This is a genomic window from Paraburkholderia sp. GAS199 (assembly GCF_050436585.1).
Classification (GTDB): Bacteria; Pseudomonadota; Gammaproteobacteria; order Burkholderiales; family Burkholderiaceae; genus Paraburkholderia.
In genome coordinates this window covers 278,415-293,258 of record NZ_JBNDMM010000006.1, presented here as the reverse complement: position 1 = coordinate 293,258, position 14,844 = coordinate 278,415, and the positions used below count along the sequence as shown (strand labels likewise).

11 protein-coding genes are annotated in these 14,844 nt (G+C 65.2%); 8 read left to right on the top strand and 3 right to left on the bottom strand.

Annotated elements, in window-relative coordinates; all coding sequences use genetic code 11:
• The first annotated feature begins 167 nt into the window (after positions 1-167).
• The 3 genes from P3T18_RS23310 to P3T18_RS23300 are packed head-to-tail and all read left to right on the top strand — an operon-like array spanning position 168 to position 4,016.
• The gene (locus P3T18_RS23310) at positions 168-1,814 is read left to right on the top strand and encodes a sugar ABC transporter ATP-binding protein (protein WP_429302324.1); all 1,647 of its coding nucleotides are present in this window, start codon (positions 168-170) and stop codon (positions 1,812-1,814) included.
• Positions 1,811-2,812: an ABC transporter permease gene (locus tag P3T18_RS23305; protein WP_429302323.1), complete on the top strand. Its 1,002-nt coding sequence runs from the start codon at positions 1,811-1,813 to the stop codon at positions 2,810-2,812. Before P3T18_RS23310 ends, P3T18_RS23305 begins: the two co-directional genes overlap by 4 nt.
• A 52-nt stretch (positions 2,813-2,864) precedes the next feature.
• Entirely contained in the window at positions 2,865-4,016 is a 1,152-nt protein-coding gene (locus P3T18_RS23300; protein WP_429302322.1) for a substrate-binding domain-containing protein, read from the top strand.
• 99 nt (positions 4,017-4,115) lie between these two features.
• On the opposite strand, the gene P3T18_RS23295 is transcribed toward P3T18_RS23300, so the two are convergent.
• Positions 4,116-4,889, bottom strand: a complete 774-nt coding sequence (locus P3T18_RS23295; protein WP_429302321.1) for an SDR family oxidoreductase — start codon at positions 4,887-4,889, stop codon at positions 4,116-4,118.
• 174 nt (positions 4,890-5,063) lie between these two features.
• Between P3T18_RS23295 and P3T18_RS23290 the strand changes: the two genes are divergently transcribed.
• From P3T18_RS23290 to P3T18_RS23275, 4 genes are all read left to right on the top strand, one after another.
• Positions 5,064-5,972, top strand: coding sequence for a helix-turn-helix transcriptional regulator (locus P3T18_RS23290; protein WP_429302320.1), 909 nt, complete (start codon positions 5,064-5,066; stop codon positions 5,970-5,972).
• A 294-nt stretch (positions 5,973-6,266) separates the two neighbouring features.
• Positions 6,267-6,866 carry a DUF2760 domain-containing protein gene (locus tag P3T18_RS23285; RefSeq protein ID WP_429302319.1) on the top strand — a complete coding sequence of 200 codons (600 nt, stop codon included), beginning with the start codon at positions 6,267-6,269 and terminating at the stop codon, positions 6,864-6,866.
• Positions 6,867-6,871: 5 nt separating this feature from the next.
• Positions 6,872-8,719, top strand: a complete 1,848-nt coding sequence (locus P3T18_RS23280) for an Hsp70 family protein (protein WP_429302541.1) — start codon at positions 6,872-6,874, stop codon at positions 8,717-8,719.
• Complete coding sequence (locus tag P3T18_RS23275) at positions 8,716-11,565, top strand: Hsp70 family protein (RefSeq protein ID WP_429302318.1); 2,850 nt, start codon at positions 8,716-8,718, stop codon at positions 11,563-11,565. The genes P3T18_RS23280 and P3T18_RS23275 overlap by 4 nt, the downstream gene beginning before the upstream one ends.
• Before the next feature lie 13 nt (positions 11,566-11,578).
• Here P3T18_RS23275 and P3T18_RS23270 read toward each other — a convergent pair whose 3' ends face one another.
• Positions 11,579-12,610: a diguanylate cyclase gene (locus P3T18_RS23270; RefSeq protein ID WP_429302317.1), complete on the bottom strand. Its 1,032-nt coding sequence runs from the start codon at positions 12,608-12,610 to the stop codon at positions 11,579-11,581.
• 460 nt (positions 12,611-13,070) lie between these two features.
• Here P3T18_RS23270 and P3T18_RS23265 point away from each other — a divergent pair, with 460 nt between their 5' ends.
• Entirely contained in the window at positions 13,071-13,976 is a 906-nt protein-coding gene (locus P3T18_RS23265; RefSeq protein ID WP_429302316.1) for a LysR family transcriptional regulator, read from the top strand.
• Between the two features lie 43 nt (positions 13,977-14,019).
• Here P3T18_RS23265 and phnX read toward each other — a convergent pair whose 3' ends face one another.
• On the bottom strand, positions 14,020-14,823 hold the full coding sequence (gene phnX, locus P3T18_RS23260; protein ID WP_429302315.1) for a phosphonoacetaldehyde hydrolase: 804 nt from the start codon (positions 14,821-14,823) through the stop codon (positions 14,020-14,022).
• Positions 14,824-14,844 lie beyond the last annotated feature (21 nt).

Here is a 14,844-nt window from a genome sequence, read left to right as displayed (position 1 = left end):
CCAGAGGGCCTTTTGGCCCGTGAATGTTATTGACGCACCATAACCGTGGTGAGAAGATCACAACAATCCGTCACATCGAGACGACACGACTTTCACAGCGCGAGTCCTGTTTCGCCGGTGTGAGACAACAAGAGAATTTCGTCGCAGAGACGAAGGAGACATGCCAGATGAGTGAGCCGGTAGCGGTCGCGGCCGCTTCATCGCCTCAGGTGCCCTTGATCCGTGTCGCGGGTGTCGCCAAGCGGTTCGGCGGCGTGCAGGCGCTGCGCGGGGTCGACCTCGAAGTGTTGCCCGGCGAAGTGCATGCCCTGCTCGGCGAAAACGGCGCGGGCAAATCCACCCTCATCAAGATACTCAGCGGCGTCCACAGCTACGACGAAGGCAGCATCGAAATCGCCGGTCAGCGTGTCGCTTTCGATTCGCCCGCGCAATCGCGCGAAGCCGGCGTCGCGGTCGTCTATCAGGATCTGAGTCTCGTCGAATCGCTGTCGGTCGGTGCCAATCTGCTGCTCGGGCGCGAGCCACGCACGCGGCTGGGCTTCGTGAAGAACCGTCAGCTCATGGCGACCGTCAGCGAGTTTCTGCGCGCGCACGGCATTCCGCTCGATCCGAAAGTACCGGTCGGATCGCTGCCTTTTGCGTACCGGCAGATGACCGAGATCTGCAAGGCTCTGATGGGCGATGTGCGCGTGCTGATTCTCGACGAACCGACCTCGGCGCTGACCGGCGGCGAAGAGCAGATTCTGTTCGACGCGATCCGCACCGTCACTGCGCGCGGCGTCGGCGTGATCTACGTGACGCACCGGCTCAACGAAGTGTTCCGTATCTCACAGCGCGTGACCGTGTTTCGCGACGGCGCCAACGCCGGCATGTTCCGCACCGCCGACACCGATATGAAGCAGCTCGTCTCGGCCATCGTCGGACCGGGACACGCGGCGATCCATGCGCGCGAGCGGATCGCCGCGGGCGCTGTGAAAGCAGACGCAAGCAGCGACGCCAGAGTCGACGCTCGCGAGAGCGGCACGGCCGACGCCGACGAGGCGGCCGTGCTCACGCTGTCCGATGTCAGCAACGACCGTCTGCATCATGTCGATCTCACCGTGCGTCGCGGCGAAATTCACGGACTCGCCGGCTTGATCGGCAGCGGGCGCACCGAAATCCTGCAGACCGTGTTCGGGCTGCGCGCAGTGGAAAGCGGCACGCTGACGATCGACGGCCGCCCCTGCACCCGCATGAAACCCGCCGAAGCCATTCAACGCGGCGTCGCGCTCGTCCCCGAAGATCGTCATGTGGAAGGACTCGTGCTCGACCATTCGATCGAACGCAATCTGACCTTGCCGCGCTTGCCGCATTTTTCGCGCTGGGGCTGGCTGCGCAGTCAGGCCGCGCTCGGCCAGGCCAAACGCTCGATGAAGGAACTCGCCGTCAAGGCGCCCAATTCGTCCACCTCCGTGAAGTTTCTTTCGGGCGGCAACCAGCAGAAAGTGGTGTTTGCCAAGTGGAACCATCCGCGGCCCAAACTGCTGTTGCTCGACGAACCCACCGTGGGTGTCGACGTGGGCGCGCGCGAAGAAATTTACGGCGTGGTGCACGACGTCGCGCAAAGCGGCAGCGGCGTGCTGGTGGTCTCGTCCGATCTCGACGAACTGCTGCGTCTGTGCGACCGCATTTCGATCGTCGCGGACGGCCATATCGCCGCGACGGTGGAGCGCGCCGCGCTCGGCAACGCCGAATCGCTGCATCACCTGATTCAACAATCCCGATCCTCCCTCGAGTCCTCGCAGGGGACTTCCTTCAAAGCGTACGCAACATGAACGACTCCGTCTCGCCGATGACGGCCGAACGACCGGCCGCCGCCCCGCAACGCAGCCGCGCGAGGCGTCTCGCGCAGCTTCTGCTGCAAGGCGACCGTCCGTACGCGCTGTATGTGGCGTTCGCGATCCTGCTGGTGGTGTTCAGCTTCGCCTCGCCGTGGTTTCTCTCCATCGACAACTTCCTGAACATCGGCCGGCAGACTGCGCTCGTGTCGATCATCGCGATCGGCATGACCTTCGTCATCATTGCGCGGCAGATCGATCTTTCCGTGGGTTCGACGCTCGCGCTGTCGGGCATGTCGGCGGCGCTCGCCATGTCGTACGTGGGCGATAACTGGGTGATCGGTGCGCTGGCGGGCATCGGCACCGGTGCGATTGTCGGCGCGATCAACGGCGTCGTGACGACGCGGCTGAACATTCCGTCGTTTCTCGTCACGCTCGGCACCCTCAGCGCGGCGCGCGGGCTCGCGCTGCTCGTCACCACCACCAAGCCGGTCATCATCACCAACGACTCGTTCATTTCGATTTTCGGCGAAGGCGATATTTTCGGCGTGCCGGTGCCGATCATCTGGACCGTGCTCGCCGTGATCGCGGGCATTCTGCTGCTGCACTACAGCGTATTCGGGCGACAGATCTACGCCGCCGGCGGCAACCCCACCGCGGCGCTCTATTCCGGCATCAACATCCGGCGCGTCACGACGCTCGCCTTCATTCTCACCGGCATGCTCGCGGGGCTCGCCTCGCTGGTGCTCGCGGCGCGTTCGCATGCAGCCCGGCCCGACGTCGTGCAGGGCCTCGAACTCGACGTGATCGCCTCCGTCACGCTCGGCGGCTGCAGTCTGTTCGGCGGCCGCGGCTTCGTGCTCGGCACGCTGCTCGGCAGTCTCATCATCGGCACGCTCAATAACGGGCTGGTGCTGCTCGGCGTCAGCTCGTCGCTGCAACTCGTCATCAAAGGCGCGATTATCGTCGCCGCCGTCGCATTCACGAAGAAGTAGAAGAGTAAGACTGGAGACGCAGGACCAACACGAAGACCAACGGAGGAGAATCATGAAGCAACGTCGTGGCTCAAACAGGGTATTAGCCGGTATGACGACAGCCGTGCTCGCGGCCTTCGCCGTGCTGGCCTCGTCGGGCGCCGGCGCGCAATGCGTGACCGGACTGCCGGCGGGATCGATCGGACCGAAGACGATCGTCGGCCAGGGACCGAACGGCGAGAAAGCCGCTTCGGTGGACGCCGTGAAACTGAGCGACGCCGACGTCGCGAAGATCAAGGCCGGCAAATTCAAGGTCGGCATTTCGATGCAGACCATGAACCTCGACTGGTCGCAACTGCAGGTGCAAGGCATTACCGACACGCTGAAAAAATACGGCGTGGAAGTGATCGGCACGGCGTCGGCGGAATACCAGGTCGACAAGCAGATCGCCGACATCGAGAACACGATCCAGCGCCACCCCGACGGCATCATTTCGATTCCGGTGGACGGCACCGCCACCGCCGCCACTTACAAGAAAGTGTCCGCGGCGGGCATCAAGCTCGTGTTCATGGACAATGTGCCGACCGGCCTGAAGCATCCCGAGCAATACGCGTCGATGATTTCCGCGGATAGCGAAGGCAACGGCCAGATCGCCGCGAAAGTGCTGGCGTCATGCGTGCCGAAAGGCTCGACCATCGGCCTCGTGAACTTCGGTGTGGACTACTTCAGCACGAAGGAACGCACCAAGGCCGTGAATGACTGGATGAAGAAGAACCGCCCCGACCTGAAGATCAAGCAGGTCGATTTCACGGACCCGTCGAAGGTCGGCCAGATCGCGGGCGACTTCCTCACGGGCAATCCGGACGTCAAGGGTCTCTTCGCGGTATGGGATCAGCCCGCGCTCGACACGCTCGCATCGATGCGCGCGCAAGGCGTGAACATCCCGATCACGACGGTGGACCTCGGCTTGCAATCGGCCATCGAAATCGCCAAGGGCGGTCCGCTGAAGGCCACGGGTTCGCAACGTCCTTACGATCAGGGCGTGGCCGAAGCGATGGCGATGATGAAGGCGCTCATCGGACAGACACCGCCCGCATGGATCGGCGTGCAGTCGTTGCCGGTCACGCAATCGACGGTGCTCGAATCGTACAAGACCGTGTTCAAGAAAGACCCGCCGCCGCAACTCGCGGATGCGTGCAAGAAGGCGGCGCCGGCTTGCGGTTGAGTCCGATGCAGTGAAAACGCGCGGCTGCGCTCTGCGCAGCCGCCGACTCGCTGATGCTTCAATAGCGCCGCTTGCGCGTTCCCTGAAAGTATTTCGCGTTCAGCGAGTCGTATAGCCGCCGTTTGCGAAGATCGTCTGCCCCGTGATCCACCATCCGTCCGTCACGAGAAATTTAACCAGCGGCGCAATGTCTTCGATATCGGTCAGGCCGGTTTTCGAATACTTGCTGAGCGCCGCGCCCGCCTTGTTATAGGCGGTCGAATCGTCGTTCTCCTGCCCGTAGAAGAACGGCGTATCCATCGGACCGGGTCCCACCGCGTTCACCGAAATGCCGCGCTCGCCGAATTCCTTCGATGCCGCGCGCGTGTAATGCTCGACCGGCGCCTTGCTGCCCGGATAGATGCCATAGAACGGCGTATAGGCCGCGAGAAGCGAGGTGACGATCGTCACGATGCTGCCGCGATCCTCAAGTGTTCGCCCCGCCTGCTGGATAAAAAAGAAAGCCGCTTTCGAATTGGCCGCGAAACTGCGCTCGTAGTCCGCCTCGGTCACGTCGAGAATCGGCTTTTTGATGACCACACCAGCCGTGTTGATGGCAATGCTAATCTTGCCGAAGTGCGCTTGAGTGGTGTCGAACAGCTTCACGCAGTTTTCCACGACCGACAGATCGCCCTGAAACGTGAGCACGTCCGCGCCTTTTTCCCGCAGTGCCGCCGCGGTCCTGTCGGCGTCGGCGCGCGAGGCGTCGCTGTTGAAATGCAGCATGACGCCGTGAGCGCCCGCGTCCACCAGTTGATGCGCGATCAACGCACCGAGGTTCTTGCCACCGCCCGCAATCACGACCACTCTGTCTTTGAGCGTAGGAGCCGACATATCCGATTCTCCAGAAGATAAGTTGGGTCCGCAGCGCGCGGCGCATGCAGGCCGCGCGCATTCCGAACCGTGCGAAGAGACACGGAAAGAAGGCTAACGGGCGATGCTCGCCCCGGCCTTCGAGAAACCTTCCGACTTTCAAAAAAAGCGCTGTTTTTCAAACGAGGACAGATCATGAAAGGCCACGAGGTGTGGGACGGCAATCGTCCGCTTTCCGAGCGCGTGGTGATCGCGCGCCGGCAACTTCTGACCGACGGCATGGTGGCGACGCTCGCCACGGAAAACGTCGAAGCGCCGACCGACTGGTGCTTCGAAGGCTCGCATCACACCGTGGTCGTGCATCTGGCGGGACGCCTGCGTCGCATGGAATCGACGTTTTCGGTCGGTCCATCGAGCAAGGCGCTGCCGGCCATCGGCGATATCTGGGCGATTCCCGCGGGCTGCCGCTACGCGGCGCTGGCGCATGGCGATCAGGTGAAATTCGCCGAATTCACGCTGCCGGCAGGTCTGCCCGACGATGGCGCGTTGAAGGCGCGCGTCGGCCACCACGATCCGTTTCTGTATCAGGCGGCCAGAAAGCTCTCGCAACTCGCCACGCGCGACGACGACCTCGCCCGCATGGCGCGCGATGCGTTGCTTCAGGTGCTGCACTTTCATCTGCGCGACGCCTATCTGCGCCAGCTGCGATCGCAACAGTCGCCTCAGTCGCACCATGCTCACCCCTCGCCCGCGCGCCCTCGCGATAGCGCGCGGCGCTTCTCGGAACGCGAAGCGCGCCTGCTCGCCGAACGCATCGCCGACATGGCGCATTGTCCGGTGAGCCTCGACGAACTCGCTGCGCTGCTGGACATGTCGGTTGCGCAGTTGTCGCGCAGCTTCAAGGCGAGCTTCGGCACGACGCCGTGGCAATACGTGCTGGGCGTTCGCATGGAGAAAGCGGTGGCACTGCTGCGCACGTCGACGGCGAGCGTGACCGAGATTGCCGTGGCGACCGGATTTTCGAGTCCGAGTCACTTCGCGACGGCCTTTCTGAAGCACTACGGCACGAGTCCATCGGCGTACCGGCGCGAACGTTCACGCTGAAACGCTGGCGCGGGCGCTGTCGTCCACATGGGCCGCGCCCGCCAATCCCGCCCGATCTGGCGCCAGATAAGCGCTAGAATGCCCGCCTTTGCCCGCGCCGGACGCGCCACAGGGCAAAATACGGGTTCTGCACGCGCGAAGGCGCGGCATGAGTCCGGATGAATCCGACCTCGGCGGCGACTCGAGCGCTCCTCGCGATTTCGCTCGAAACCCGCCCAGCAGGCCTTCTCAGGCGTGCCGCACGCGGCGCGCACAGGACAGCTCGTCCTCTAACAGAGCCCTTCAGGAGCATTGATGACCGATTCGAACCCCTCTTTTTTCGGCAGGATTTCTCTTGCCGTCAGCACTTTCTTCAGCATTCTCGGCGACGGCGAATTCGCTGCCGGCGTGTTGCGTCTGCGTAATGGCGGCGCTGCTGCGCCGGCGGCCGCACCGGTCGCCGCTCCGGCACCTGCACCTACTCCGGCACCTGCACCTACTCCGGCACCCGCACCCGCGCCGACCCTGAAGGAAGCCGGTCCCGAAGCCGCGCTGCAACTGCTCGGCCTGTTGCAACGCGACGCCCGCCTGATCGACTTCGTCGAAGAAGACATCAAGGCCTATAGCGACGCCGACATTGGCGCGGCCGCGCGCCTCGTCCACGAAGGCTGCCGCGCCACCCTGCGCGAACACTTCACGATCCGCCCGGTGCGCGACGAAGCCGAAGGCAGCCGCGTGACGCTCGCCGAAGGCTTCGACGCCAGCGCCGTGCGCCTGACCGGCAACGTGGTCGGCAAGGCGCCGTTCACCGGCAGCATCAGCCATCGCGGCTGGCGCGTCGAGGAAGTCCGTCTGCCGAAGCTCACGGAAAGCCACAACGCGAAGATCATCGCCCCGGCCGAGGTGGAGCTATGAGCGACATGCGCGAATCCCGCTATTCGATCGGTATCGATCTGGGCACCACGCATTGCGCGCTGTCCTACGTGGACACCACCGCGAGCGACGGCGAAAAGACCGCTCAGGGCGTGCTGCCGATTGCCCAGCTGACCGGCCCCGGCGCCATCGACAACCTCGATCTGCTGCCCTCGTTCCTGTATCTGCCGCATCCCGACGAACTCGCCTCGGGCGACCTGTATCTGCCGTGGACCGGCCAGCGCGAATTCGCGGTCGGCGAATTCGCCCGCAGCCGCGGCGCGGCCACGCCGATCCGCCTCGTGTCGAGCGCGAAGAGCTGGCTTTGTCATCCCGGCGTCGACCGTCGCGCGGCGATCCTGCCGAACGACGCGCCGCCGGAAGTGGCGCGCGTCTCGCCGCTCGAAAGCTCGGTGCGCTATCTCACGCATCTGCGCGAAGCCTGGAATCACGCGCATCCGGATGCGCCGTTCGACCAGCAGGACATCACGGTCACGATTCCCGCCTCGTTCGATCCGGCCGCGCGCGAGCTGACAGCCGAAGCCGCCGAAGCCGCGGGCTACGGCCGCATGACGCTGCTCGAAGAGCCGCAGGCGGCGCTCTACAGCTGGATCCAGAAGAGCGGCGGCGAGTGGCGCAAGCAGGTCCGGGTGGGCGACATCATCCTCGTCGTGGACGTGGGCGGCGGCACGACCGACCTTTCGCTGATCGCGGTGATCGAGCGCGAAGGCAATCTCGAACTGCATCGCGTCGCGGTCGGCGAACACATCCTGCTCGGCGGCGACAACATGGACCTCGCGCTCGCGCACGTGGTAGCGCGCAAGCTCGCGGCGCAAGGCACGCAGGCCGACGCCTGGCAACTGCGCGCCCTCACCTACGCGTGCCGTTCGGCGAAAGAAACGCTGCTGAGCGATGCATCCACGGATACCGTGCCGCTCGTCGTGCCGAGCCGCGGCTCGAAGCTGATCGGCGGCTCGATCCGCACCGAACTCACGCGCGCCGAGCTGACCCAGACCATTCTCGAAGGCTTCTTCCCGCAAGTGGACAGCGGCGCGCGTCCGGTGAGCCGCGCGCGTGCCGGTCTGACGCAACTCGGTTTGCCGTACGCGCAGGACGCGGGCATCACGCGTCACCTGGCCGCGTTCCTCGGCCGTCAGGTGGGTGCGCTCGCGGAACTCGACGGCCTGAATGCGCCGGTCAAGGAAGGCGCGAGCTTCCTGCATCCCACGGCGGTGCTGTTCAACGGCGGCGTGTTCAAGTCGCCGCTGCTGGTGGAGCGCATCATGAGCACGCTCAACGGCTGGCTCGCGGCGGAAGGCGCGGCGTCCGCGCGTCTGCTCGAAGGCGCCGATCTCGATCTCGCGGTTGCCCGCGGCGCGGCCTATTACGGCTACGTGCGACGCGGCAAGGGCGTGCGGATTCGCGGCGGCACCGCGCGTGCGTACTACATCGCGATCGAGTCGGCGATGCCCGCCGTGCCGGGTCTGGAGCCGCCGATCCAGGCGCTGTGCGTCGCGCCGTTCGGCATGGAAGAAGGCACCGACGCCGAATTGCCCGCGCAGGAATTCGGGCTGGTGGTCGGCGAGCCCGTGCACTTCCGCTTCTTCGGTTCGTCGGTGCGTCGTCAGGATCAGGTCGGCACGCTGCTGGACTTCTGGGGTCCTGAAGAATTGCAGGAACTCGAGGAAATCGAAGCCACCCTGCCCGCGTCCGGCCGCACGGCCGGCGAAGTCGTCCCGGTGAAGCTGCATGCGCGCGTGACCGAAGCCGGCACGCTCGAACTCGAAGCCGTGCCGCGCGGCAGCGAGGAGCGCTGGAAGGTCGAATTCGATGTGCGCGGCAGCGCCCATGCATGAGCGCGATGAAGCGCTTTGCCGTCGGGATCGATCTCGGCACCAGTAACACGGTGCTCGCCTACGCCGAGGCGGGGTCGCGGGAGATTCGCGTATTCGACGTCGAGCAGCTGGTCGGGCTCGGCGAAGTCGGCGCGCAACCACTGCTGCCGTCGGTGCGGTATCACGCGGCGGCCGGCGAACTGAGCGCGGGCGATCTGCAATTGCCGTGGCAGACGGCGGCCCATAGCGCGAACGCGCACGAGCCGCCCGTCGTGATCGGCCGGCTGGCGCGCGCGCTCGGCGGCCAGGTGCCGGGGCGTCTGGTGGCGAGCGCGAAGAGCTGGCTGTCGCACGCTTCGGTCGACCGCACCGCCCCGATCCTGCCGTGGGGCGCCGCCGACGACGTCCGCAAAGTCTCGCCGGTCGAAGCCAGCGCGAGCTATCTCGCGCACGTGCGCGCCGCCTGGAACCAGCGCTTTCCCGACGCGCGTCTCGAAGACCAGGACGTGGTGCTCACCGTGCCCGCTTCGTTCGACGACGGCGCCCGCGCGCTGACCGTCGAAGCCGCGCGCATGGCCGGCCTGCCCGCGCTGCGTCTGCTGGAAGAGCCGCAAGCGGCGTTCTACGACTGGCTGTTCCATCATCGCGACCAGCTCGCCGACGCCCTCGCCGGCACGCAACTCGTGCTGATCTGCGACGTGGGCGGCGGCACCACCGACCTCACGCTAATCGAAGTCGAACTGCGCGACGGCGGCGAGCCGGTCCTCACGCGCATCGGCGTCGGCAATCATCTGATGCTGGGCGGCGACAACATGGACCTCGCGCTCGCGCATCTGGCCGAAGCGCGCCTGTCCGGCGGCGGCGAGCGCACGCGGTTGTCCGCGGCGAGTCTGTCGCAACTGGTCGAACGGTGCCGCGGCGCGAAGGAACAGCTGCTCGGCGAAAACGCGCCGGCGGGCGCGTCGATCACTCTGCTCGGCGCGGGTTCCAGAATGATCGGCGGCGCACGCACGGCGCAGGTCACGCGCGAGGAAGTCGAGCAGATCATCGTCGACGGTTTTTTCCCGGCGGTGAAGTCGAGCGAGCGGCCGGGGCGTGCGCGCGGCGCGATCGTCGAATTCGGCCTGCCGTATGCGAGCGACGCCGCCGTCACGCGTCATATCGCGGCGTTTCTGAGCCGCTTCGCAACGCAATCGCGCAAGGCGCTGGGTGAATCCGACCCTGCGGACGACGCGAGCACGAGCGCGCCGGCTGCCTTGCCGGTGCCCGACACATTGCTGCTCAATGGCGGCGTGTTTCGCGCACAGGCGCTCACGCAGCGCCTCGCACGAACACTCGGCGACTGGCGCGGCGCGCCGCTCAAGGTGCTGCACAACGACAATCCGGACGTCGCGGTGGCGCGCGGCGCGGTCGCCTATGCGCTCGCCCGCGCGGGCAGCGCGCCGAAAATCGGCGGCGGCTCGCCGCGCAGCTATTTTCTGGTGCTGGACGACACCGATACCGATCATGACAACGCCACCGGTTCGACCCCACGCGGCATCTGCCTGCTGCCGCGCGGCACCGAAGAAGGCCACGAAATTCTCATCGAAGACCGCACGTTTGCGCTGCGTCTCGGCCATCCCGTGCGTTTTCACCTGGTGTCGTCGAGCGCCGATACGGTGTATCGCGCGGGCGAACTCGCCGATCTCGACGGCAGCGATTTCGTGCGGCTGCCGCCCATCGCGACCATCGTGCAACCGCGCGAGTCGAACAGCGCGCGAGAGACGGTCGTGCGCATCGCGACTTCGCTGACCGAAGTCGGCACGCTCGAAGTGCATTGCATCGAACGCGATCATGCCGCGCAACGCTGGCTGCTCGAATTCCAGTTGCGTCGCGAAGACGCGCAGGTCGATTTTTCCGTTGATGCAGCGCAGACGCGCCATTCCGCACTCGACGAAGCCATCGAACAGATCGACCGCAGTTTTGGCTCACGTTCGCAAAACGTCGGCCCGAAAGAAGTCAAAAGGTTGCGCGCACAACTCGAGCAGCTGCTCGGTCCGCGCGAAAGCTGGAACAGCGCCCTGCTGCGCGAACTGTTCGGCGCGCTGTGGGAACGTGCACGCCGCCGCCGTCGTTCGGCGGATCACGAACGTCTGTGGCTGAATCTCGCGGGCTATTGCGTGCGTCCCGGTTTCGGCTATCCGCTCGACGAATGGCGCGTCGAGCAACTGTGGTCGCTATTCGACGACGGCATCCAGTATGTTCAGGAGAGCCAGGTCTGGTCGGAATGGTGGACGTTGTGGCGGCGTGCCGCCGGTGGTCTGAACGAAGACGCGCAACTGCGCGTGCTCGACGCCATGACGTATCTGCAAACGGCTGCGCAGTCGCGCCACAAGCTGCCCTTCGACGTGTCGAAAACCGGCGTTGCCGATATGGTCCGGTTGAGCGCGTCGCTCGAAAGGATTCCGGTCGAACGCAAGATCGAACTCGGCGAGTCGGTGCTGGCGCGGCTTCGCAAGCCCGCTGAAAATCATCAGAGCTGGTGGGCGGTCGGACGGATCGGCGCGCGGCAACCTTTCTATGGCAGCGCGCACACGGTTGTGCCGCCAGAAACCGTCGCGCCGTGGCTGAACGCGATTCTCGCGCTCGACTGGAAGAAGGTGGACCCCGCCGCGTTCGCCGCCGTGCAAATCGCACGCATGACCGGCGACCGCTCGCGCGACCTGCCCGACGATCTGCGTCACGCGGTGGTGCGGCGGCTCGAAGCGGCCAATGCGCCGCGCGCGTGGATCACGATGGTGAGCGAAGTCGTGGCGCTCGATAACGCCGACGAAGGACGCGTGTTCGGCGAATCCTTGCCGGCGGGGTTGAAGCTGATTGGGGAGTGAAGACGGCCGGTAGTTACGCCATCGTCACCCGGTTCCGGCCCGCATGTTTTGACGCGTACAACGCGCGGTCTGCGCTGGCGAAACCATCGCGATGCGCCGGGCGCGACAGGTCGTTGATGCGCGTGAGCGACGCGCCCACGCTCACCGTCACCATGCCGAGCGGCGAAGCGCGATGTTCGATGGCGAGGTCTTCCACGCTCTGACGCATCGTTTCGAGCGTGCGTTCGAGCACGGCCGGCTCGGCATGCAGCACCAGCAGACCGAATTCCTCGCCGCCCATCCGGCCCGCGATGATGCGCTCGCCGTCGGCGGCCGCCTGCATCACCGAGGCGACCTTGCGCAGACAATGATCGCCCGCCTGATGGCCGTAGGTGTCGTTGTATTGCTTGAACCAGTCCACGTCGACCACGACCGAGCCCATCACATCGCCGTCGCGCGCTTCCTTCCATTTGAGCGCGATGCTTTCGAGCAGGAAGCGGCGGTTGTACAACTGCGTGAGCGGATCGATGGCGGTGGCCGTGCGCATCTTCAGATCGTTTTCGATCATCGCGCGCAGGTGATAGAACACGGCGCGCTGTCCGGCGTCGAGCCGGCCCGGCGACGGGTCCATCGCGCACAACGCCCCGACGATCTCGCCGTTCGGCGCACGCAGAGCGATCGCCGCGTAGAAGCGCACGAACGGATGACGCTGCACCAGCATGCATTCGCCGAAGCGCACGTCGTTGTGGGCGTCTTCGATCACGAACAGTTCTTCGTCGCGTACCGCGTAGTCCGCCAGCGAACGTGCCCGCGTGACGAGCGGCATGGCCATGCCGACTTCCGCCCGGTAATGCTGGTATTCGGCGTCGAGCAAGGTGATCGCGGTGATCGCCGAGCCGGTGACGCTCTTGAGAATTTCAGCGGCGTGCGTGAAGCATTCACGCATCACCTGATCGTCGTGCAACAACCACTCGATCACCGATGATTCCACCTCGGGTTCGCCCGCGGGCGAATCGTGCATCATCATCCGGCTGGCTAGGCGGTCGTTACTGTAAGCAAGTTGCACGGCAGGCTTCCCGAGTGGCATTGCTTGCTATCAACGGCAAAAACACCCGGAACTTGAGCCGCGCCTCTAATTTCTCCAGCAAGAATTTCCGCAGACAAATACGGTTGGCCGTCATGCCTGGCGCGGCTTGCCGAGATCCGACGCCGCTTCGCCGCCGCGCCCCCGAAGCTCGCGCAGCCAGTACAATCGACGCCGACACCGCGCAACGCCAGGCGCTGCGGGCAAGCGGCCATTCAGCAGACGATTGGGTGATGACTGATGTCACCCGAGCCGCCGCCCGGCTCGCTTCACCCGCCCCACGCCGCGCGATCTCGCCGCGCCCGCCCATTCATGCCAACAGAACCGGTCTCATTGCTCCCGCGCCCGCCCTCATCTGCCTTACCGGACCTTTCGTCATCGCCCGACACGGTGAGTTCTCGACCGCTGGTGCCGCGTCAATGAATCCGTCAACCGTATGCCCATGATCAATCTCTTCCAGGCCATGCAGGCCTTCGTCAAGGTGGCCGACGCGGGCAGTTTCGCGCAGGCGGCCACGCAACTCGGCGTCTCGACCTCGGTCGTGACGCGCCATGTGTCGAGCCTCGAAAAACATCTCGGCATTCGCCTGTTCCAGCGCACCACGCGCAAGGTGGTCCTGACCGAAGCCGGCGCGGATTACGCCGACGGCTGTCGCGTGTTGATGGCGGAACTGGAGGAAGTGGAGTCGCGCGCCACCACGACCTCGAAGGAAGTGGCGGGCGATCTGCGCATCGTGGCGCTAGGCAGCTTTTCGCTGTTTCGGCTCACGCCGCTGTTCGCGGAGTATCAGGCCAAATTTCCGCACGTGAATCTGCGCGTCACGCTGACGGAAAAGCGGGTCGATCTGCTGGAAGGCGGCTTCGATGTCGGCATTGTTACCGAGCACATGGTGCGCTCGGAGTCGCTGGTGGCGAGGCGGCTGATCAATTCGTCGGCGGTGCCGGTGGCGTCCGCGGCGTATCTGGCACAGGCCGGTTATCCGGCGACACCCGGCGCGCTCGCGCAGCATCGACTGATCGGCGCGCCGCTCGACACCAATCCGCAGAACTGGGTGTTCCGACCTCGCGCGGTGAATGAAAACAGCGAGGAAAGCATTTCGCTCGACGCATCGTTTACCGTCAACAGCATGGTCATGCAGAAGCAGGCGGCGCTCGGCGGCATGGGCATCGCGCTGCTGCCGCGCGAGATGGTGATCGAGGAATTGCGTACAGGCTCGCTCGTGCAGATTCTCACGGACTACGAAGTAGTCAACGGCGACGTGGCCGTGTCGCTCGTGTATCCGAGCCGGGAATTCGTGCCGCGCAAAATCCGCGAGTTCATCGACCTCGCGGTGGGCTTCTTCAATTAGCTCAGCAGGAAAACGCCGGCCACGCAGCCGGCGTTTCCGTTTTTCAGGGACGCTCGCCGCGCGCGAGACGCGCGTCGATGTCGTGCACCACGGGCATCAGATCGGCCACGCTGTCGATCACGTAATGCGCGCCGGCAGCCCGCAGCTTCTCCACCGCGGCCTTGCGCCGCCACGCAAACTCGGCGGGCGCGAGCGCCTTCACGTCGTCTTCGGCCATACCGAAAGCATTGCCGCTGACAGCCACGCCGACCGTCCACGTGCCGCCGTTGATGCCTTCTTCGATGCCGACCTCGGTGTCGTCCACCTTGATCGCATCTTTCGCGCGCCACACGCCCAGTTCGGGCAAGGTCTTGTAGATCATGTACGGCGACGGACGCCCTTCCGGCGTATCGCCGGTGCACACGATGCTGTCGGGCGAAAAGCCCTGGGCCGCTGCGCCCGGCACGATCTCGGCCATGATCTCGCGTGTATAGCCGGTGGTGGTGCCGATCTTGATCTCGTCGTGACGCAGCGCGCTCGCCACGTCGGCGACACCCGGAATCACCGAGCTATAGCTTGCCGCCACGGCGATGTTCTTCGGCACGAAAACGTCGTACACGGCGTCGATATCCGCTTCGCCGGGCACGTGACCGTACTTCTGCGCCCATGCCTGCGAGATGCGCGGCAAGGCCATCAGCGCGGCGATATGCGGACGCTTCGCCATGCCCATCGGACCGCGCGCTTCGTCGATGGTGATGGAAACGCCGAACTGCTCGAACGTTTCCACGAAGGCGCCCATCGGCGCGAGCGAACCGTAATCGACGACCGTGCCGGCCCAGTCGAAAATAACTGCTTTGACGTGTTTCATTGACTTCGATCCCAGAGATGA